This is a genomic window from Streptomyces sp. NPDC088785 (assembly GCF_044750685.1).
Taxonomy (GTDB): Bacteria; Actinomycetota; Actinomycetes; order Streptomycetales; family Streptomycetaceae; genus Streptomyces.
In genome coordinates this window covers 43,768-64,165 of sequence record NZ_JBIVKH010000021.1, presented here as the reverse complement: position 1 = coordinate 64,165, position 20,398 = coordinate 43,768, and the positions used below count along the sequence as shown (strand labels likewise).

The 20,398-nt window shown below is 73.4% G+C and carries 17 protein-coding genes and 1 tRNA gene; 6 read left to right on the top strand and 12 right to left on the bottom strand.

Features of this window, described 5'->3' with window-relative positions:
- Positions 1–20: 20 nt before the first annotated feature.
- From ACIP5K_RS34465 to ACIP5K_RS34435, 7 genes are all read right to left on the bottom strand, one after another.
- Positions 21–94, bottom strand: a tRNA-Lys gene (locus tag ACIP5K_RS34465).
- Positions 85–729 (bottom strand): bifunctional DNA primase/polymerase, encoded by a 645-nt coding sequence (locus tag ACIP5K_RS34460; protein WP_401416185.1) that lies wholly within the window; start codon positions 727–729, stop codon positions 85–87. The genes ACIP5K_RS34465 and ACIP5K_RS34460 overlap by 10 nt, the downstream gene beginning before the upstream one ends.
- A gap of 121 nt (positions 730–850) precedes the next feature.
- Positions 851–1,195 carry a hypothetical protein gene (locus tag ACIP5K_RS34455; RefSeq protein ID WP_401416183.1) on the bottom strand — a complete coding sequence of 115 codons (345 nt, stop codon included), beginning with the start codon at positions 1,193–1,195 and terminating at the stop codon, positions 851–853.
- Between the two features lie 74 nt (positions 1,196–1,269).
- The gene (locus tag ACIP5K_RS34450; protein WP_401416180.1) at positions 1,270–2,655 is read right to left on the bottom strand and encodes an AAA domain-containing protein; all 1,386 of its coding nucleotides are present in this window, start codon (positions 2,653–2,655) and stop codon (positions 1,270–1,272) included.
- Positions 2,652–4,244 carry a hypothetical protein gene (locus ACIP5K_RS34445; RefSeq protein WP_401416178.1) on the bottom strand — a complete coding sequence of 531 codons (1,593 nt, stop codon included), beginning with the start codon at positions 4,242–4,244 and terminating at the stop codon, positions 2,652–2,654. The genes ACIP5K_RS34450 and ACIP5K_RS34445 overlap by 4 nt, the downstream gene beginning before the upstream one ends.
- A gap of 37 nt (positions 4,245–4,281) precedes the next feature.
- Entirely contained in the window at positions 4,282–5,454 is a 1,173-nt protein-coding gene (locus ACIP5K_RS34440; protein WP_401416175.1) for a hypothetical protein, read from the bottom strand.
- Entirely contained in the window at positions 5,369–6,319 is a 951-nt protein-coding gene (locus tag ACIP5K_RS34435) for a phosphatase PAP2 family protein (protein ID WP_401416173.1), read from the bottom strand. The genes ACIP5K_RS34440 and ACIP5K_RS34435 overlap by 86 nt, the downstream gene beginning before the upstream one ends.
- A 268-nt stretch (positions 6,320–6,587) precedes the next feature.
- On the opposite strand from ACIP5K_RS34435, the gene ACIP5K_RS34430 reads away from it, so the two are divergent.
- Positions 6,588–7,181: a histidine phosphatase family protein gene (locus ACIP5K_RS34430; protein WP_401416170.1), complete on the top strand. Its 594-nt coding sequence runs from the start codon at positions 6,588–6,590 to the stop codon at positions 7,179–7,181.
- A gap of 457 nt (positions 7,182–7,638) precedes the next feature.
- On the opposite strand, the gene ACIP5K_RS34425 is transcribed toward ACIP5K_RS34430, so the two are convergent.
- Entirely contained in the window at positions 7,639–9,015 is a 1,377-nt protein-coding gene (locus ACIP5K_RS34425; protein WP_401416167.1) for a tetratricopeptide repeat protein, read from the bottom strand.
- A gap of 300 nt (positions 9,016–9,315) precedes the next feature.
- Here ACIP5K_RS34425 and ACIP5K_RS34420 point away from each other — a divergent pair, with 300 nt between their 5' ends.
- Together ACIP5K_RS34420 and ACIP5K_RS34415 are read left to right on the top strand one after the other, a co-directional pair.
- Positions 9,316–9,744, top strand: a complete 429-nt coding sequence (locus ACIP5K_RS34420; RefSeq protein ID WP_401416165.1) for a hypothetical protein — start codon at positions 9,316–9,318, stop codon at positions 9,742–9,744.
- 55 nt (positions 9,745–9,799) lie between these two features.
- Positions 9,800–10,693, top strand: a complete 894-nt coding sequence (locus ACIP5K_RS34415) for a spermidine synthase (RefSeq protein ID WP_401416163.1) — start codon at positions 9,800–9,802, stop codon at positions 10,691–10,693.
- Positions 10,694–10,714: 21 nt separating this feature from the next.
- On the opposite strand, the gene ACIP5K_RS34410 is transcribed toward ACIP5K_RS34415, so the two are convergent.
- Positions 10,715–11,251 carry a hypothetical protein gene (locus tag ACIP5K_RS34410; RefSeq protein WP_401416195.1) on the bottom strand — a complete coding sequence of 179 codons (537 nt, stop codon included), beginning with the start codon at positions 11,249–11,251 and terminating at the stop codon, positions 10,715–10,717.
- 186 nt (positions 11,252–11,437) lie between these two features.
- Between ACIP5K_RS34410 and ACIP5K_RS34405 the strand changes: the two genes are divergently transcribed.
- The 3 genes from ACIP5K_RS34405 (at position 11,438) to ACIP5K_RS34395 (ending at position 15,143) form a co-directional block, all read left to right on the top strand.
- Positions 11,438–12,142: a response regulator transcription factor gene (locus ACIP5K_RS34405; RefSeq protein WP_401416161.1), complete on the top strand. Its 705-nt coding sequence runs from the start codon at positions 11,438–11,440 to the stop codon at positions 12,140–12,142.
- Complete coding sequence (locus tag ACIP5K_RS34400) at positions 12,139–13,539, top strand: sensor histidine kinase (RefSeq protein ID WP_401416158.1); 1,401 nt, start codon at positions 12,139–12,141, stop codon at positions 13,537–13,539. The genes ACIP5K_RS34405 and ACIP5K_RS34400 overlap by 4 nt, the downstream gene beginning before the upstream one ends.
- A gap of 110 nt (positions 13,540–13,649) precedes the next feature.
- Positions 13,650–15,143 carry a cellulose binding domain-containing protein gene (locus ACIP5K_RS34395; RefSeq protein ID WP_401416155.1) on the top strand — a complete coding sequence of 498 codons (1,494 nt, stop codon included), beginning with the start codon at positions 13,650–13,652 and terminating at the stop codon, positions 15,141–15,143.
- Positions 15,144–15,233: 90 nt separating this feature from the next.
- Here ACIP5K_RS34395 and ACIP5K_RS34390 read toward each other — a convergent pair whose 3' ends face one another.
- The 3 genes from ACIP5K_RS34390 to aspT (ACIP5K_RS34380) are packed head-to-tail and all read right to left on the bottom strand — an operon-like array spanning position 15,234 to position 20,297.
- Positions 15,234–16,883, bottom strand: a complete 1,650-nt coding sequence (locus tag ACIP5K_RS34390; protein WP_401416152.1) for a bifunctional aspartate transaminase/aspartate 4-decarboxylase — start codon at positions 16,881–16,883, stop codon at positions 15,234–15,236.
- A 23-nt stretch (positions 16,884–16,906) separates the two neighbouring features.
- Entirely contained in the window at positions 16,907–18,610 is a 1,704-nt protein-coding gene (gene aspT / locus ACIP5K_RS34385; RefSeq protein ID WP_401416150.1) for an aspartate-alanine antiporter, read from the bottom strand.
- 10 nt (positions 18,611–18,620) lie between these two features.
- The gene (aspT, locus tag ACIP5K_RS34380) at positions 18,621–20,297 is read right to left on the bottom strand and encodes an aspartate-alanine antiporter (protein ID WP_401416147.1); all 1,677 of its coding nucleotides are present in this window, start codon (positions 20,295–20,297) and stop codon (positions 18,621–18,623) included.
- Positions 20,298–20,398: the final 101 nt, after the last annotated feature.

Genomic DNA, 20,398 nt, shown 5'->3' with positions numbered 1-20,398 from the left:
GGAGGGCCTTCGTCGTGCTGTGCGCCATCAGGGACTCGAACCCCGGACACGCGGATTAAGAGTCCGCTGCTCTAACCAACTGAGCTAATGGCGCCGGCTGACGTCGTAGACATTAGCACTGAGATCGGCAGCAGGAAAAATCGATACCTGCACCGCCGAGTGGGCCGCGGCCCGGGCCGCTCGGACGCACGCCCAGAGCAGGACCTCGGCCCCCGGCAGCCAGGGATGACGGGTGTCCGGCGCGACCACCCAGCGCGACGGATGATGCGGCTCGACGGGCGCCGACGGCGCCGGCACGGTCACCGCGTCCCCGGCCCCGTGGCACAGCGGCGGCGGCACCGCGGGCCCCCACTCCTCCCACCGCAGCAGCGACGGCAGCCGCTGCGCGGTCCCCGGCGCGGCGAACAACAGCATCCGTCCCCGGTGCGCGGCGACCGGCCCCGACCCCGGCCCCTCGCCCCAGAGCCGGTCCAGCATCCGCCGGCCGAAGATCGCGGGCACGTTCACCACGTCGAAGACGGAACCGCAGGGCAGTACCACGGGCGCGGTCGGCCGGGACTCCCAGTGCGCGAGCGCGGAGCGCGGATACGTTCCTGCCGAGGCGAGCCAAGCCGCTCCCTCGGGGGTCACGTCCGCGACGTCGAAGCGGTCATGAGCCGGGCTGACCGGGCTGACCGGAGCGGCCGGGGCGGTGCGGGCGGGGGCGAGGTGGGGGTGCGGTGCGCTCATGCCTTCTACGTCTACCGGCCGTGAGGGTGCGGCTCCAGAGGGTTGCCGGAAATCGGGACAGGAGGGGGCGGGGTGGAGTATCTTGCCCTCCTGGCATATGCCACGAAGGAGTGACCCTGACTCAGGCCGTCGGCTCGGTGGTGCCGCGCAGCAGGTCACGGCCGAAGTCGACCATCTTCTTGGCGTAGTCCTCGGTCCACTGCGCACGCTCCGCGATGTCCGCCGCCGTCAGCCGGTCGAACCGGCGCGGGTCGGCGAGCTGGGCCGCCGCGATCGCCTGGAACTCCATGGAGCGGTCGGCCGCCGCGCGGAACGCGTGGGTCAGTTCCGTGGCGCGGGAGAGCAGCTCGCGGGGGTCCTCCAGGGACTCCAGGTCGAAGAAGTGCTCCGGATCGGCGGACGCCTCCGCGGGCTCGAAGATCAACGGCGCGGGCCGCAGCCGCGGCTGCCGCTCGGGCTCCGCCATGGTGTTCCTCCTCCTGATGGACGTAAGACCGCCTTCCATTGTCCGCGCTTCCGCAAGACCCCCGTCCGCGGCGCTCACCGCGGGGCGTCGGCGGGCGCCCAGGCGACCCGGTGGGCCGACAGCCGGTTCAGCACCGCGTGGTTCGCCTCCCAGCCGTCGGGGAACTTCACCGTCACCCCCAGCTGCACCGGCTCCGCGGAGGGGTGCGCGTCGAGGAGGTCGGCGACGCCCTCCCGGCACACCACGACGCACGCGTGCCGGTGCCGCGAGGCGAGCACGCACAGCCGCCCGGTCTCCAGGTGGAACGCCGTCGCGTCGGGCCGCCCCGACAGCGGGTGCAGCACCACGGTGACGTCGAACTCCCGCCCCTGGAGCCGGTTCGCCGTGTCCACGGTGACCCCCTGGACCCCGAGCCCGGCCAGCGCGGCGCGCACGGCGGCGGCCTGGTCGCGATGGGCGGTGCCGACACAGATCCGGTCCGCCGTCAGCGGCGCCGGCTCCGGCCCGCGCTCGGAGGTGGTGACCCCGTCGCGGTCCAGCAGGCGCCGCACCACGAGCGCCACGGCCCGCACGGCCTCCGGGTCGGTGCGCGGCGTGTGCGCGGCGGGCAGCTCCAGCAGCCCCCAGCCGGCCCGCGCCGCCTCCTCGATGACCCGGTCCACCCCCGAACCGTCCGACGCGGCACGGAACTCCAGCGTGCGATCGCCCTCCCCGGTCCCGCTGCGGAACGGCGTGTACGGATAGAACGCGTCCGACACCAGCGGCGCCGCCGACGCCGGCAGCCGCCAGGAGACCGGCAGCTCGTGCTGCGGCAGCTCGGGGTTGTGCGCCAGCAGCGTGGAGACCGCCGACGCCGACGGGTCGTAGGACAGGCCCGCCCACTGCTCCGCGCCGACCGTCGAGAACGGATCGAGCTGCCCCGGGTCGCCCACGAACAGCGCCCGCTCGAACAGCCCGGCCACGGCCAGCAGCGCGTCCCCGCGCATCTGGTACGCCTCGTCGACGATCGCGTGCCGCCACGGGCCGCCGGCGTCCTCGACCTTCACGTGCGCCCACTTCGCCGCCGTCGAGATGACCACGGGCAGCGGCGCCAGATCCCCCGCCCTGGTCGACAGCCGGACCGTCGGCAGGTCGTCGAGCGTCTTGTCGTACGCGTCCGGGTCGCTGCTGTGCAGCCGGCCGACGGGCAGGCCGGGACGCTTCTCGTGCAGCCGCAGGACGAGATCGTCGACCTGCGCGTTCGTCTGCGCGACGATCATCAACGGGCGGCCCGCGTCCGCCAGTTCGAGCGCGGCGCGCACCACCAGCGTCGACTTGCCCGCGCCGGGCGGCGAGTCCACGACGACGCCGCGCGCCTCGCTGTGCAGGGTGTCGTGCAGGATCGCGGCGGTGGCGCGGGCCGCCTCGGCGCCGGGGTCGAAGACGTCGCCGGCGGGCGGCGCGGCACTGGCGGTCGTCACAGGACGTCCTCCGTCGTCACGCGGTCCGGCGCCTCGGCCCCGGCGCCCGGCGGGCCGCCGTGGGTCCACGGGGTCTCCTCCGGCTCGGGCAGCTTCGGGCCGCCGCGCTGCTCGTGCTCGAACAGCGTCCAGCACACCCGCTCGCCCTTCTCCGGCACCGACCCCGGATCGGGCTCCTTGCCGCGCCCCATCTTGTCCAGCAGCCGCAGCACGACCGCGGCCCCGGGCCCGCCGTCCTCCTCGTACCCGACGAACTCGGCGGTCTGCGCCTTGCCGTCCAGCGAGCGGTACACCTTCACGCGCTCGCCGAGGTGCGGCCGGTCGTCCGTGCGCAGCGTGATCAGCGGGCGCGGGCGCTTCTTCTCGTTGTACGCGGGGACGACCTCGGTCACCTCGCCCGCCATGGCCTCCCCGGCGAGCCGCCGGCCCGCCATGACGAGCGGGTCGTCGAGCGCCTCCTGGGCGTCCAGCCGGGCCTGCTCGCGCTCGCGCGTCGCCAGCTTGTTCGCCGCCGTCACCGCGTCGTCGCGGCGCGGCTGCGGCGGCTCGCCCGCCGCGACCCGGTCGCGGTGGCCGGTGAACGACCAGCGGTCGCGGGTCCAGCGGTCCGTGGCGCGCGGCCCCTCGGGCAGCGTGCACAGCGCGTCGAGCCCCCGCCACACCGCGTCCCAGGTGGGCCGGGTGCGGGACTCGACCAGCGCGTGGATCTCCCGCTCGGCGGCGGTCAGCTCGGCCAGCCGGCCGTCGGCCTCCACCGCGTCCTCGGCGCTCGCCAGCCGCGTGCGGGCCCTGTCGAAGCGCTCGATGGCGGGGGCGAGCAGCTTGTTGTCGAAGGCCGGGTCGGTGGCGGGGCCGGCCGGCGGGCACAGCAGCTGGCCGTGCGCGTCCCGGTCGCGCTCGGCGCGGAACGCGGCCTCGGCGCCCGAGGTGCCCTCCCGGGCCTCCACCCACGCGAGCAGCGCGCCGAGGTGCTGGTCCTCCAGGCTGGACTGGCCCGTCGCCCAGTGCCGGCCGAGCAGGTCCGTCATGGCCAGCAGCAGCGCGGAGCCCGGGACCCGCGCCCGCTCGCCGAAGTGCGTCAGCCAGCGGCCGAGGAGCGGCACGTGCGGGGGAGCGGGATAGGCCGTCTCCGGGTCCTGCTCGGCGGTGCGCCGGAAGCGCATCGAGCGGCCGAGCAGCCGGACGAAGTCGATGCCCGCCCGGCTCGGCACGATCAACTGCGGCGCGTCCGCGCACAGTTCCGCCTCGACCTTGATCCGCTTGTTCGTCGTCGGGTCGGTCTCGGACCGCTCGGTCAGCTCGACGTCGCCCGCGAAGCCGTCGATGTACGGCAGGACCGTCTCGGCGAGCCGGGTCAGGAACGCGAACCGCAGGTCGCGGTCGCGGGGCTGCGCCACGACCAGCAGGCGCGGCGAGGTGCGCTCGGTGCCGACGAGGGCGCCGAGCGGCGCGCCCGTCTCGCCCGCCGTGGTCAGCGGGACCAGGACCAGGGGCCGCTGGGAGAGATGGCGGTGGCGGACGGTGGCGGTGGGCTGGGCGCGGCCGCTGCTGGTCGCCTCCAGCCGGGCCAGGTGGTCGATCAGGCTCACGCGGTGCGCTCCTCGCGGCGGACGGTCGGGTACGGGCTCAGCACCGGGCGCCCCCGAGCGCTTCCGCGCGCAGGGCCGCCGCGCGGCGCAGCGCCGCGACCGTCGGGTCCCCGGGGTCGCCCGCCTCGCCGTGCGCGGCGGCGAGCACCGCGTCGACCGTCGTCAGGCCGCCCAGCTCGGCCCGGATCGGGCGGCCCAGGCGCGTCACCGCGCCCTCCGCACGCGACCGGTCCCGGCAGTGGAAGGCCAGCTCGCACGCGGCCAGGCACTCCGGCGCGTACGCCGCGGGCACCGACTCGACGGCCGCCGTCAGCTCGCGCGGCGGCTGCTCGGGGTCGAAGACGGTGCCGGGCGGCAGCGCCGCCGCGATGTCCTCGATCCGGGTCAGCCGCGTCAGCTGGCGCCGGGTCACCGCGCGCTGCTTGCGCACGTCGACCGCGGACGCGGCCGGCAGGTTCGTGAAGTCCTTGGGGCAGACGAGGACGATCCGGTCCCGCACCCGCGCGCCCGGCGTGCGCTCCGCGACCTGCTCCAGCGCCAGCACGTACACCGCGGACTGGCGGGCCGCCGCGCCGACCTTCGCCGCGTCCGCCGCGCCGTCGATCATCGGGAACGACTTGATCTCCACGACCGTCCAGCTGCCGTCGGGGTGCACGACCACCGCGTCCGGCTCCAGGAACGCCGGGCTGCCCGCCACGTCCAGCACCACCATCGGATGGTCCAGGAACGTCCACGCACCGGACCCGGCGGCCGACGCGACGGCCTCGCGCAGCGCCAGCGCGGTGCGCGCGGTGCGCCCCTCGGGCCCGACCGCCGACAGGTCCGGGGTCCGCACGAGGGCGGGGACCGGCTCGGCCTCCCCGGCGGCGCCCACGCGCGCGTGCACGAGCCGCAGCAGCTCGGCGCCGCCGTCGGCCTTCACTCTCGCCTCGAACGCGTTCCCCCGCGTCAGGGCGAACTGGGACTGGCCGAAGGTGGCCGGGGCGCCCAGCGCGTCCGCGATCCGGCCCTTGTCGACGCCCGCGCCGTCCAGGAGCGCGCGGCGGCTGCACCCCGGGTTCGCCGCGAGGGCGGCCAGGGCGCGGGCGTCCAGCGGGCGTGGCGGGGTGTCGGGGCCGCGCAGCTCAGCGAGCCGGTGCCGCAGCCCCGTCGCCGGTGTCGCGGGGTTGCGACCGGGCTGCGGCCTTGCGCTGTCGGGGAATTCGCTCACCCGGGGAAGTCTGGCACTCCCCACTGACAATCGAGGAGCGTGTGGCGGAAGGGACGGGCACCGGGACGCCGCGCGAGCCGGTGAACAGACCCGCCGCCCACTCCTTGACCAGCGCCGCGATCCGCCGCACGGGCCGGGTGAACAGCAGGCCGACCCCCATCACGGCGGCGCCGGCGAGCGCGTCGAAGAAGTAGTGGTTCGCGGTGCCCATCACGACGATCGTGGTGATCAGGGGATAGGCGACGCCCGCCGCCTTGGTCCAGCGGCCGCCGCCGTGGCGCCACAGCATGAAGCCGCACCACAGCGCCCAGCCGACGTGCAGGCTGGGCATGGCCGCGTACTGGTTCGTCATCCCGCCCATGCCCTTGGGCGCGCTGGCCGCGCCGCCCCACCAGCCGTACGAGCTGTACTGGGCCATGGTGTCGACGAAGCCGTACGACGCGGAGAGCAGCCGGGGCGGGCAGGTCGGCAGCAGCGTGAAGCCGACGAGGCCGATCATCGTGGAGGTCATCAGCCAGGTGCGGGCCGTGCGGTACAGGTGCGCGCGGCGGCGGAACAGCCAGATCAGCACGGCCGGGGTGACCACGTAGTGCAGCGAGGCGTACCAGAAGTCGGCCGGGACGCCGATCCACGTCTCGTGCGTGAAGAGGCGGTTCAGCGGGTGTTCGAGATTGAGGTGGACGGCCTTCTCGGCCCGCAGGATCGACACGCCGTGGTCGACGGCGGTCCGCACGTCACCGCGCGCGAGGAGGCGGCCGGCGGTGTACGCGCCGTAGACGAGCAGGATCAGGGGAAGCTCGGTCCACCACCGAAGCCGTACGTCCGGTATCGCCTCCGTGCGCGGTGCGTGGTCGGTCTGCGACATGCGGGCCGCTCCCCCTCTTCCTCGTTCGGCGGCCTCTGGCCACGTGCCCACCCTAAGGCGTATGTGAGGGTCTGCGTGGGCGGCCCCTGACCCTCGAAGACGCGAGGATCCCGTGGCGGGTTGCCCAGCGGACCGTCCTTCATGCCGGTTGCGCGATGATGGAAGTGGCGACACTCCCGTCGCCTCCTGTTCATCCTGATCTCCCCCGTCCTTCCTCGGCGCACTCTTCACACTCCCCGCGTCCTTCTTGTCGAAAGGTTCATCCCGTATGGCACCGCGCATCCTGTTGGCCCGGCACGGACAGACGGAGTGGTCCCTGTCCGGACGGCACACCGGCAGGACGGACATCCCGCTCCTGGAAGAGGGCCGCCGCGGGGCGAAGCTGCTCGGTGAGCGGCTGCACCGGCCGCCGTACGACGGGCTCGACGGGGTCGAGGTGCGGACGTCGCCGCTGGTGCGGGCGAGCGAGACCTGTGAGCTGGCCGGGTTCGGGGAGCGGGCCGTCGCGTGGGACGCGCTGATGGAGTGGGACTACGGCGCGTACGAGGGGCTGACGCCGGCCCGGATCCAGGAGATGCGGCCCGGGTGGTTCATCTGGCGGGACGGGGTTCCCGGCGGGGAGAGCATCGGTGAGGTCGCCGCGCGGGCCGACGAGGTCGTCGCGTGGGCCCGTTCGGCCGACCGGGACGTCCTGGTCTTCGCGCACGGGCACATCCTCCGCTCGATCGGCGCCCGCTGGCTCGGCCTCCCTCTCGACTTCGCCGCCCGCGTCCGCCTGCACCCGACCTCGCTGTCGGTGCTGGGCTGGGCCTATGGCGCCCCCGCCATCGAATCCTGGAACGAAACGGGCCACCTCCTCTGACCTTTCCGGGCTCCGGTCCGGACTCCGACGCCTGCGGGCCGGTGGCCGCTTCTCGCGCAGTTCCCCGCGCCCCTGAAGCGAGCTCCGCTCGCCCAGGGACGCGCAGCACCGCCTCAGGAGACGCGAAGCGCTGCCTCGGGGGGAGGCTGCGCGCAGCGCATGCCTCAGGGGCGCGGGGAACTGCGCGATCAGCCACGATGGTGGCGCGCGTAACGGACGGCCCCGGGGGCGCGGGGAACTGCGCGACCGGCCACGGCGGTGGCGCGCGTAACGGACGGGCCCAGGGGCGCGGGGAACTGCGCGACCAGCCACGATGGTGGTGCGCGTGAAAGACGGGCCCCGGGGGCGCGGGGAACTGCGCGACCAGCCACGATGGTGGTGCGCGTGAGAGACGGGCCCCGGGGGCGCGGGGAACTGCGCGACCGGCCACGATGGTGGGCGCGCCTGGCGGGCCGGGTCAGTGGCGGGGCTTTGACTGGGAGGTCAGGAACGCCGCCACCCCCGACGCCCGGCGATGCGGCAGCAGCACGCGTGCCGTCGTCGCCAGCATGCCCTCGACGCGCGACGACCGGACGTCCCGGAGCAGGGCCAGCGCCCGGCCCCCCGCGGCAGCGGCCTCGTCGATCTGACCCGCGCGCGCCAGGTCGTCCGCGAGTTCGGCGGTGTACAGCGCCATGTTCCGGGTGAAGTGCGGGTCCTGGAGCGCGACGGCGCGCCGCGCGTGCAGGGCGGCGCGGTCCCAGGCACCCAGCGCCGACCAGCACTGCGCCTCGAGGCCGGCCAGCTCGGCCGCGCCGTAGAACGACATCCATTCGGGGTCGGCGTCCGTGCCGCCCCGGGCGAACAAAGCCTGCGCCCGTGCCAGCGCCCGCTCGCAGGCCCGCTGGTCGCCGAGGCCCGCCCAGCCGCCGGCCTCCCGCAGCGCGAGCAGCGAGAGCAGCCGGGGCGAACCGAGCCGGGCCCCCACGCGCGCGGCGGCCTGCGCGGCCCGCACCGCCTCACGGGGGCGCCCCGCGTCCCGGGCCAGGAAGGCCGTGTTGCAGAACGCGTGCGCCTCCAGCGCGTCGTCCCCCGCGACCCGGGCCGTGGCGAGCGCCTCCGCGTAGTGCGAGCGGGCGTCGTCGAAGCGGCCCGAGTCGTGGGCCAGCCAGCCCACGGAGATGGCCAGTTCACCGGCGCCGGCCTGGAGCCGGTCGGTGACGTCGCGGGACGCCGTCCCCGAGTCGAGCAGTTCGAAGGCGGTGCGCAGCGGGGCGGCGGCGCGCCCGTACAGGCCGTCGCCGCCGTGCCGGTCGTCGAGCAGCCGGATCCGCCGGATCGCCTCCTCGACGGCGCCGATGCCCGCGCGCGCGGGATGCCGGTCCAGGGGGGCCTGCCGGGTCTGCGGGGGGACGACGCCGAAGGGCGTCAGTGCGGCGACGGCCACGGTGGCCGTCGAGCCGGTCATGCCGGTCATGAACGCGCGACGTCGCACGTCGCTCTCCTCGTGGTGCTGGGGGTCGTGCGGGGGGAGGTGCCGGTCCGCGACGGTGAGGCGCGCGCCCCGGCCCCGGACGACGGAGCGGGGCGCGAACCCCAGGTCCGCGAGGGTCCGGCCGGGGAACATGTGCAGAAACACCCGTTCGTACGCGTAGTTGGGACAGCGGATCTCGCCGGCCTCCACGCGCCCGATGTAGCGTGCGTCGCAGCTCACCCGCTCGCCGATCTCGCGCGCCGAGCGCCGTACCGCCGCCGCGAACTCGCCCGGTGAGCGCCTGCCGCGCAACGCGCGGAAGGCGAGGTTGGGTTGGGGCGGCGGCGCCGGGGCATCCGGAAGATGCGGAGACGACGTCATGAGCGGGTCCTCCCGTGCGAACCGTGCCGGACACCGACGGAGCGGGTGCCGAGATGCGGGCGGCGCGGTGGCGCGATGGAACGGACACCTCGACGCGGCGTGCTGGTCCTTGGTCCGGCGAGGCTCGAAGGTACCGGCTGCGACGGGTCCGACACGCAGGGTTTGGCTACAAAACGGATATCTCACCCACGATCCGCCATGATCTGCCATCCTTTGCGGCGGCGTGCCGCCGTAGCCGTTGACGCTCCGAGGCGTTGAACCATGCGGCGACACCCCATCTGGACATGAGGAGGGGCCGACGTGTTGGACGCGGTACAGCCCACGACATCGACGGCGCAGCACGGTCCGACCGAGGAGCGCAGCACTCGGCCGGCGGGCGCCTGCGACCTGGTCACCGTGCCGTCCCGGCAAGGACTCGAGGCGGTCGACATCCTGCGCCGCGGATGCGCGGAGCCGGTCGGTCCGGTGCTGCACGACGGCGGGGGCGACACCCTCGGATTCCTCGTCCCGCCCGGCACCGCCGACGGCTGGGACGTGCCGGGCAGCGCCTGTACCCACACCGACGGGCGCGGTGCCCGGCTCGCGCCGCCGGTCGAGGGCACCGGCTGGCTGCTGCCGCCCGACCCCGACGGCACCGGCACCGCCGACCTGGTCACCGACCCGGCCGTGCTGCGCGCCGCCCTCGACGAGGCGGCCCGCCTCATCGAGGCGGCCGACAACTGCCGCTGAGCCGGTCCCGCACCGCCCGCCGTCGCGGGTGTCCGGGCGGCGTCATAATGGGCGAATGGCGAGGTCACGCGGGAAGCAGCAGGCGCGCAGGGGCGACGGCGGCGGCCGCGGCGCCAGGGAGCCCGTCGTGGCGGACGTCGACGGAGGGCTCGCCGAGCTGACGCCCGACCGGGACCGCCCGGCCGGCTGGACGCTGTACCTGGACGGCGCCCCCCAGTCGCACGTCGACCTCGACGACCCCGCGCACCTGGCCTTCGAGTACCAGCGCCGCATCGGCCACGTGCTCGACCTCGCCGCCGACCCGGGCCGCCCGGTCCAGGCCGTGCACCTCGGCGGCGGCGCCTTCACGCTCGCCCGCTACGTCGCCGCGACCCGGCCGCGCTCCACCCAGCAGGTCGTCGAGCGCGACGGGCCCCTCGTCCAACTCGTGCGCACCGCACTGCCGTTGGACCCCGGCGCCCGCATCCGGGTGCGCACCGGCGACGCCCGCGAGGCGCTCGCCAAGCTGCCCGACGCCTGGGCCGACGTGCTGGTCGCCGACGTGTTCGCCGGGGCGCGCACCCCGGCCCACCTCACCAGTACCGAGTTCCTGACCGAGGTGCGGCGCGTGCTGCGGCCCGCCGGTACGTACGTGGCGAACCTGGCGGACGGCCCGCCGCTGGCCCATCTGCGCGGCCAGATCGCGACCGCGGCCACCGTCTTCCCCGAACTGGCCCTGATCGCCGATCCGACGGTGCTGCGCGGCAAACGGTTCGGCAACGCGGTGCTGGCCGCCTCCGCGCGGCCGCTGCCGGTCGCCGAGCTGACCCGCAGGGCGGCCGGCGACCCGCATCCCGGCCGGGTGGAGCACGGGCGGGGGCTGCTCGACCTCACCGGCGGAGCGCTCCCCGTCACCGACGCCTCGGCGAAGGCGTCCCCGGCCCCGCCGCCGTCCGTCTTCCGCCCCTAGGGCCTGTCCGGCGGGCCCGGCTCAGTAGTCGGCGACCTGCACCGACGGCTCGTGGTCGTGCCAGGTGCAGAACACCGACACCGTGTCCGTCCCCGACGTGAACTCCACCCGGATCCACGTCGTCTGCTTCCACACCTGCACCGTCCAGCCGGCGCCCGGTGTCGCGGAGACGAGCGTCGCCGAGGTGTCGCCGAGGTCGAAGACGGCCCGCCCGCCGGCCGTCGCGTAGCTCTTCACGGTGCCGGACGAGGCCGTGCCGGGCGACGACGCGGGCGGCGGCGCCCCGGTCGCCGTGCGGCGCGGCGCGTCCGCCGATGCGGACGCCGATGCCGACGGACGGGAGGGCGGCGCGGACGCCGGCGCCGACGACGGGGAGGGCGACGGCTCCGGCCGGTGCGTGGACGAGGCGAGCGGGGACGCCGGCCCGGCCACCGGCAGCGCCCGCGGCGGGTCGTACGCCGTGCCCGCCATCACCGTGTGCACGCCCCACCACGACAGGGTCACCGCGGCGCCCGTCGCGAGCAGCCACGCCACCGCGTGCACCAGCCCCCGCCGCACCGGGTTCCCGCCCTGCGCCGCGGGCGGTGCGGACGGCGGAGTCGGCGGCGCGGACGGGGCGGTCGGCGGAGGGGGCGTCGATGGCATCGCGGGCCATACTGCCCCACACCCGCCACCGCTGTCCCACGCGGTCCACCGCCCCCCGGAAGAGGCTGCCCGACGACCGAATGGCGTACGGTGCCGCCCATGGCAAGTGTGCTCGTGGTCGAGGACGACCAGTTCGTGCGCTCCGCTCTCATCCGGCACCTGACCGACGCCGCGCACACCGTGCGCAGTGTCGGCACGGCCCTGGAAGCGCTGCGCGAGGTCGCCCATCTCCGGTTCGACGTGGTGATCCTCGACCTCGGACTGCCCGACCTGGACGGCGCCGAGGCGCTGAAGATGCTGCGCGGGATCACCGACGTACCCGTGATCATCGCGACCGCGCGGGACGACGAGGCGGAGATCGTCCGGCTGCTCAACGACGGCGCCGACGACTACCTCACCAAGCCCTTCTCGCCCGAGCACCTCTCCGCCCGGATGGCCGCCGTGCTGCGGCGCGCCCGGGGCGGCGCGGGCGCCGAACCGCCGTCCCGGCTGATCCAGGTCGGCGGGCTCGCCATCGACCCGCTGCGCCGCCAGGCCGCCCTCGACGGGTCGCCGCTGGACCTGACCCGCCGCGAGTTCGACCTGCTGACCTTCCTCGCCGGGCGCCCCGGTGTCGTCGTGCCGCGCAAGGAACTCCTCGCCGAGGTGTGGCAGCAGAGCTACGGGGACGACCAGACCATCGACGTCCATCTGTCGTGGCTGCGCCGGAAGTTGGGCGAGACGGCGGCGCGGCCGCGCTATCTGCACACCCTGCGCGGGGTCGGCGTGAAGCTGGAGCCGCCGCGCCCGGAGCCCGCCCCGTGAGGTGGGCGCTGGTCAAGGTCTGCCTGGCCGTCACCACCATGGTCGTCGTGGCCTTCGCGATCCCGCTCGGGCTCGTCATCAAGGAGATGGCCCGCGACCGCGCCTTCTCCAACGCGGAACGGACCGCGACCGCCCTCGGCCCGACCCTCTCCATCACCACCGACCGCGACCAGCTCGCCCGCGCCCTCGCCACCGCGCAGACCGGCGGCGGCGACCGGGTGTCCGTCTACGTCCCCGCGGGCGGCGGCGACCCCGCCATCCGGCTCGGCGCCCAGCGGCTCGCCGAGGACCGCCTGGCCGGGGTGCGCCGGGCGACCGTGCAGGACGTGCCCGGCGGCTCGGTGTGGCTCCAGCCGATCGCCGTCAGCAACCTGAAGATCGCCGTCGTCGAGGTGTACGTGCCCGAGGCCGAGGTCACCAACGGCGTCACCACCGCCTGGGTGGTCCTCGCGGGCGTCGGCATCGCCCTGGTCATCGGGTCCGTGGCCGTCGCCGACCGCCTCGGGGTGCGCATGGTGCAGCCCGCCCGGCGGCTCGTCGGCGCCGCGCACGACCTGGGGGAGGGCAGGCTCGGCGCCCGGGTGCCCGAGGACGGGCCGACCGAACTGCGGCTCGCCGCCGTCGCGTTCAACTCCATGGCCGACCAGGTCGTCCAGCTCCTCGCCAACGAACGCGAGCTGGCCGCCGACCTCTCGCACCGGCTGCGCACCCCGCTCACCGTGCTCCGGCTGAACGCCGCGTCGCTGGGCGCCGGTCCCGCCGCCGAGCAGACCCGGGCCGCCGTCGAGCAGTTGGAGCGCGAGGTCGACACCATCATCCGCACGGCGCGGGACGCCAAGCCGCGGACCGCCGCGGCCGGTCCCGGCGCGGGCTGCGACGCCGCCGCGGTGATCCGGGAGCGGATGGACTTCTGGTCCGCGCTCGCCGAGGACGAAGGGCGCACGGTGCGGGTCGCCGGGGTCGACCGGCCGGTGCGCATCCCGGTGGCGCGCGGCGAGCTGGCCGCCGCCCTCGACGCCCTGCTCGGCAACGTCTTCCGGCACACCCCCGAGGGCACCGCCTTCGCCGTGGACGTGCACAGCGGCGAGGACGCGGTGATCGTGCTCGTCTCCGACGCCGGCCCCGGCATCGTCGACCCGCGGGCGGCGATGGCCCGCGGCTCGGCCGACGACCGGGTGGGCTCCACCGGCCTCGGCCTCGACATCGTGCGCCGCCTCGCCGAGTCGACCGGCGGCGACGTCACGATCGGCTCGTCCGTGCTCGGCGGCACCGAGGTGCGCGTCTGGGTCCAGCGGGACCGCAGGGCGCCCGCCGAGAGCCGCCGGGGACGCGGGCATCGCGGCCCGGAACGCAAAGGACTGGTCCCGACCTTTAATCGGTCCCGATCCCTCCCTTAAGCCAACCCTAAGATCCGCAACGAGCCTCCCCGATGCCCGAATTGACGGGTTGCTGATCGCTAGCGTGCTGCTCACTCCCCACACCCCCGTTCAGCTAAGGCAGGCACGTCATGAGCAGCACGCACCGGCGCGGCAGGATCAGCGGCAGGAACAAGGTCATCGGCGGTCTCGTCGCCGCGGCCGTGGTGGGCGGCGGCGCGTTCCTCTTCACCTCCACCGCGTCGGCCGCCTCGGTCGGCGCCGCGTACACCAGGACCAGCAGCTGGTCCGGCGGGTACACCGGGCAGTACGTCATCACCAACGACACGGCCGCCGCCCGGCCGGACTGGTCCCTGGAGTTCGACCTGCCCGAGGGCGCGAAGCTCAGCTCGCTGTGGAACGCCGAGTCGACGACGGACGGGCGGCACGTCACCGTCACGCCGGCCTCCTGGGACAAGGCGGGCATCGCGGCCGGCAGGTCCGTGACGGTCGGCTTCGTGGTCGCCGGTTCCGCCGATCCGACCGGGTGCCGGATCGACGACACCGCGTGCTCCGTCGACGAGGGCGCGACGCCGCAGCCGAGCGGCCGCCCGACGAAGACGGCGACGCCGTCGCCGACCGCGTCGGCCCCCGCCTCGGCCCCGGCCTCGCAGAGCGCCGGGCCCACCGGGTCGGCCACCGCCGCGGCGAGCCCGTCGCAGTCGTCCGGCACCGGCACCGGGTCCGCCGCGAGCGGCGCCGCCTTCGCCCCGTACGTCGACACCTCGCTCTACCCGAAGTTCGACCTGGTCTCCTCCGCGAAGGCGACGGGCGTCAAGGAGTACAACCTCGCCTTCATCACCTCCGGCGGCACCTGCGCCCCGAAGTGGGGCGGCGTCACCGACCTCGGCGCCGACGAGGTCGCGGCCCAGATCGGCGCCCTGCGCTCGGCGGGCGGGGACGTCCGGGTCTCCTTCGGCGGCGCCTCCGGCACCGAGCTGGCCCAGGCCTGCTCCTCGGCGTCCGAACTGGCGGCGGCCTACCAGAAGGTCATCGACCAGTTCAAGCTCACGAAGGTCGACTTCGACGTCGAGGGCGGCGCGCTGCCGGACGCGGCCGCGAACACCGAGCGGGCCCGGGCGATCGCGACGCTCCAGAAGGACAACCCGGACCTGAACGTCTCCTTCACCCTGCCGGTGATGCCCGAGGGGCTGACCTCCGACGGCGTGAACTTCCTGAAGAACGCCAAGGCGAACGGCGTCTCGGCGGACCTCGTGAACATCATGGCGATGGACTACGGCGCCTCGTACAGCGGTGACATGGGCACCTATGCGGAGCAGGCCGCGACCGCCACGCAGGCGCAGCTCAAGACGGCGCTGGGCCTGTCCGACGCGGCCGCCTGGAAGGCCGTGGCGATCACCCCGATGATCGGTGTCAACGACGTCTCGTCGGAGGTCTTCACGGTCGCCGACGCCACCCAGCTCGTCTCCTTCGCCGAGGCGAAGGGCCTGGGCGGCCTGTCGATGTGGTCGGCCACCCGCGACCGGCAGTGCCCCGGCGGCGCCTCGGACTCGGCGCAGCCGACGTGCAGTTCGATCACGCAGTCGGCGGACGCGTTCCAGAAGGCGTTCGCCGCTTTCGACTGACGCCCGCCGGCACACAGCCACTGGAATACGGGGGTCGCGGCCCCGGCCGGCGCTCTGCGGAGCCCCCCACCCGGCCGGGGCCGACCGGCGTCAGCCCTGCGTTGCCCGCCACTCGGCCGCGTACCCGTCGAAGATCGCCCGCAGGTGGTGACCGATCTTCAGGTAGTCCAGGTCGTCGAGGTTGGCGAGCGAGACGCGCACCGACCACTCCGGGCCCTCGAACCCGCCGCCGTTCAGGAGCACCACGCCGGTCTGCTGGGCGAGGCGGAACAGCGGGTCGACGGGCTCGAACTCCTCCTTGAGGAAGGCCGCGAACTCCTCGCCGTGCTCCAGCTCGGCCTGCGCCATCAGGTCAAGCTCGATGTAGTACCCGGCGCGGTGCGGGTCCTCGGCGACCTTCATCCGGGCGCCCTCCAGGAGGAGTTCGAGGCGCTGCTGGACGATCGCGCGGATCCGCTCCTTGTACGCCTGGCCCTCCTCCAGCATGTCGAAGAGCGAGAAGAGGCCGAGCATGACCTGCTGGGGGAGCGACAGGCCCGCCGTGTGGTTGAGCGCCACCTGACGGGAGTCGGCGACGAGCCGGTCGATGAACCTGATCTTCTCGGGTTCCAGGGTGAGCGTCCCGTACCGCTTGTTCAGCCGCTCCTTCTCCGCCGCCGGGAGCCCCGCGATCATCTCGTCGATCACGTTGTCGTCGTGCAGTCCGATGACGCCGAGCCGCCAGCCGGTGCAGCCGTAGTGCTTCGAGTACGAGTACACGAGCAGCGTGTTGCGCGGCAGGTCCGCGGCGATCGAGCGGAAGCCCTCCACGAACGTGCCGTACACGTCGTCGGTGACGATCAGCAGGTTCGGGTTCTTCGTCGCGACGATGTCCTTGATCTGGTTCGCGACGCGCTGCGACAGGGCGAGGGAGGGCGGGTTGGAGGGGTTGACCAGGCAGACCAGCTTGATCTCCGGGTCCTCCAGCTTGGCGACCTCCTCGGTCGGGTAGCGCCACTCGCGCACGCCCGCCTCGGCGAACATGCTGGCCTCGACGTACGTGACGTCGAACTCGTAGGTGTCCAGCTCCGGGATCTCGATGTAGGGCGTGAAGACCGGCACCATCAGCGCGATCTTGTCGCCCTTGTGCAGGATCCCGTTCTTCATGAGCGAGTCGAAGATGTAGCACATGGCGGCCGTGCCGCCCTCGGTCGCGAAGTACGAGATGTCACCGGCCGGCGGCTTCTTCGCGAACATCTCGTCGGCGATGTAGCCGCGCACGATCTCCTGCGTGTGGTGCAGGATCCGGTCCGGCACCGGGTAGTTGTCGCCGATCGAGCTGTCGGTCAGCTCGTGCACGAAGGCGTCCTTGTCGAACCCGAAGCGTTGCAGGCCCATCTGCACGCACTGGGCGAGCATCTCGATGCCGGGCAGGTCGGGGTGGCGGCGCACGAACGTGTCGAAGCGCTCGTAACTGCCCTTCTCCTCCGGCATGCCGCCGAGGTTGTCGGCCGTCCACACCCGGCGCGACTCCTCCAGCGCGAAGTAGCCCAGCGCGTAGAAGGCCTCGCGGGGGCCGGTCGCGGCCCAGTTGGGGTTGCCCCGGCCCGCGTTGAGCATCTGAACGCTCGACTTGCCCTTCTGCCCGGGCTGGTCGGCCTGCGCCTCCTTGGCCAGGTCGATGAAGATGTTCTTCAGCTCGAAGGGGGAGAGCTGGGCGTAGCTCTTGATCTGCTCGCGGGTCAGGTTCGTCTTCGGCATGGGCCTCTGCTTCCTTGCGGTGCTCAGTGGTGGAGGAGGACGATCACGGCGCCCCAGATGGTCAGCAGCACGTTCCCGACGGCGTAGGGGATCGTGTAGCCGAGCGTCGGCACCTGGGATCTGGACGACTCGTTGATGGCGCCGATGGCCGCCGTGGTGGTCTGGCCGCCCGCGAGGACGCCCATCAGGATCGGGAAGCGGATCTTCTGGATGTAGTGGCCGACCAGGAACCCGACGATCAGCGGGATCACGGTCGCCACCGCACCGAAGATCAGCAGACCCCAGCCCGCCGTCGACAGGCCGGAGGTGAAGCTCGGGCCCGCGTTGATGCCGACGACCGCGACGAACAGGCACAGGCCGAGCGTGTCCATGAACCACTGCGCGCCGGGCGGCACGTTGCCGTAGGTCGGGTACTTGCCGCGGATCCAGCCGAAGACCAGGCCCATGATCAGCGCGCCGCCCGAGGTGGACAGCGAGATCGGGACGCCGCCCGCGGTCAGCGCCGGGATGCCGATGCAGCCGCCGAGGAAGATGCCGAGGCCGACCCAGATCATGTCCGTCGCGAAGGACGTCGGGACCGGCTTGCCGATCGCCGCGCCCGCCGGGTCGACCAGGCGCTTGGGCCCGGTCAGGACCAGGGTGTCGCCGCGCTCGATCTTCGAGGTGAGGCGGTAGGGGAAGTCGGCGCCGGAGCGGTAGATCCTGTCGATGTAGACGCCGACCATGAACGGCTCCTTGCGCAGGTCGGCGACCGTCCTGCCGAGCTGCGCCTTCTCCGAGGCGACGACGTGCAGCGTCTCGGTCTGGTAGCCGAGCAGTTCGACGTCGTCGGTCTCGCCGCCGATGTGGGTGCGGGCGTCGTAGTCGACGAGCGAGCCGCGCAGCGCGCTGAGCGCCACGATGTCGCCCTCGCGCAGCACCGTGCGCTGGTCGTGGTCGAGGATCTGCCCGTCCCGGCGCACCCGCGTGATGTAGATGCGGTGGCCGAGCTGCTGTTGCTGCTGCTCGAAGTCGTCGATGGTGCGGCCGACGACGTCCGGGCGCTGGATCGTGTAGGCCCGCAGCACGACCTCGTAGTAGCCCTCGGCGAGGTCCGGGTTGTCCTCCGGCGCGTCCAGCTCCTTGGCCAGCGCCGCCGACTCGGCCGCCAGGTCCTTGCGGTACAGCTTCGGCAGGACGTTGGCGAGCAGCATCGCGCACAGGATCGTGCCGAGGGGGTACGTGACCGCGTACCCGATGGCGACGAGGTTGCTCTCGCTCTTGACCTGGGCCGACGACAGCCCCGGCAGGTTTCCGATGGCGTCCTGCGCGACACCGATCACGGCGGACTGGGTGAGGGCCCCGCCGAGCAGGCCGGCGCTGAGCCCGGGTCCGTAGCCGAGCAGGGCGGCGAAGCCCCAGCAGACCAGCAGGCCGGTGACGCAGACGACGATGGCGTTGACGACCTGCGGCAGGCCGTCCTTCTTCAGGCCGCGGAAGAACTGCGGGCCGACCTTGTAGCCGAGGGCGAACAGGAACATCGTGAAGAACAGGTTCTTCACGGTCCCGTCGATGGTGATCTTGAACTGGGCGCCGAGCAGCAGCCCCGCCACCAGACAGCCGGTGACGGCGCCGAGCGCGATCGCCTTGTAGCGGATCTTCCCGAAGAGGAAGCCGATCGCCACGGTGATGAAGACCAGGAGTTCGGGGTGGGGCTGGAAGATGTTCCGGTTGAGGAAGTCGATCACGCCTCGCCTCTCAGTGTCCGAGTACGCCGACGAGGACGGGGCCCGTCAGCGGGAGCAGGAAGTTGGAGAGGGCGTAGGTGATCGTGTAGCCGAGCAGCGGCACCGACGACTGCGCCACCTGGGTGACGGCGGTGATCGCGGGTGTCGAGCACTGCTGTCCGGCGATGGCGCCGATCAGCAGCGGCTTCTCGATCTTCAGCAGCCGTCGGCCGACGATCAGCGAGATCGTGGCGGGGATCAGCACCATCGCGATCCCGGCGAACGGCAGCAGCGCCCCGTACTCCTTCAGCAGCGGCCAGGCCTGCGGCCCGGACACCAGGCCCGTACAGGCGATGAAGACGGCGAGCCCCATGTCCTTGATCGTGGACGCGGCCTGCGGCGGGAAGGCGCCGAAGGTCTGCGACCGCGAGCGGAACCAGCCGAAGAGCAGCCCGGAGACCAGGCAGCCGCCGCCCGTGCCGAGCGACAGCGGCACGTCGCCGAACTTGACCACGATCTGCCCGAGCAGCGAACCGGCGGCGATGCCGAGGCCCAGGTAGATGAAGTCGGTGGCGTCGTTCTTGACCACCGAGCCGATCTTGGCGACCAGCTTGTTCAGGCCCGAGCGGGCGCCGACCAGGGTGAGCACGTCGCCGCGGTGCAGCACCGTGTCGCCGTTGGCCGGGATGTCGGTGTCGCCGCGGGTGATGTCGGTGACGTAGACGCCGTCGTCGAGGAACTCGGGGTTGGCCCGCTGCAACTCGTCGACCGTCCTGCCGTCGAGCGCCTTGTCGGTGACCGAGACCTCGCGGCTGGCGAGCGGCGAGTCGAGTCCGGGCACGCCCGGCGTCTCGGGGCCGATCATCCGGCCGGCCTCGATCACGTTGGCCCGCCGGCCGACCAGGAGCACCAGGTCCGAAAGGGTGAGTTCGAGCTCCGGCGAGCTGGTGAGGATCTTGCTGCCGCGCTTGACCGACTCGACCGTGACCCGCTCGCCGAGGTGCGCCTGGAGGTCGCCGATGGTGCGGCCGTCGGCGGTCGTCACCAGATAGGTGCGGCCCACCATGCCCGGCAGCGCCGGGCGCTCGTCCGGCTCCAGGCTGCCGGTGCTGCGCGTGCGCTCCCACAGGTCGCGGGCGGCGTCGCGCAGGTTGATGCGCATCATCATCGGCATGATCTGGCTCGTGTAGAGCACGATCGTGATCAGGCCGAACAGATAGCAGACCGTGTACGCGGTGGCGACGTTGCCCTGGTACTCGGTGACCTGCGCGGCGGTCAGGTCGCCGAGCTTGCCGATGGCCTCGGTCGCCGTACCGACCACGGCCGACTCGGTGGCCGCGCCCGCCAGGATGCCGGAGGCGGTGCCGACGTCCAGGTCGAACCACTTGGCCAGGCCGAGGGCGATGCCGAGGACGCAGACCAGCTCGATGCCGCACAGGACGAAGAAGCGCAGCGACTTCCTGTTGAGGTTCCGGAAGAACTGCGGCCCGGCCATGTAGCCGAGCGCGAAGATGAACAGCGCGAAGAACACCGTCTTCACGTCGTCGGAGACCTGCGCCTTGGTCCAGGCGCCGAGCAGCAGCGAGACGATCAGGGTGCCGCAGATGCCGCCCAGGGTGAGCGGACCGACGCGCAGTTTCCCGACGAGGTAGCCGAGCGCGAGGCTCGCGAACAGGACGAGTTCCGGGTGGTCCTTGAGTACCCCCATGGCGACTCAGCGGCTCTCGTGGACGGACATGTGTGAGTTAACGGACATAGCCGAAAAATAAGGGCCGGTACGCCGCTCCGCCACGTGAGTGGCGTTCGGCG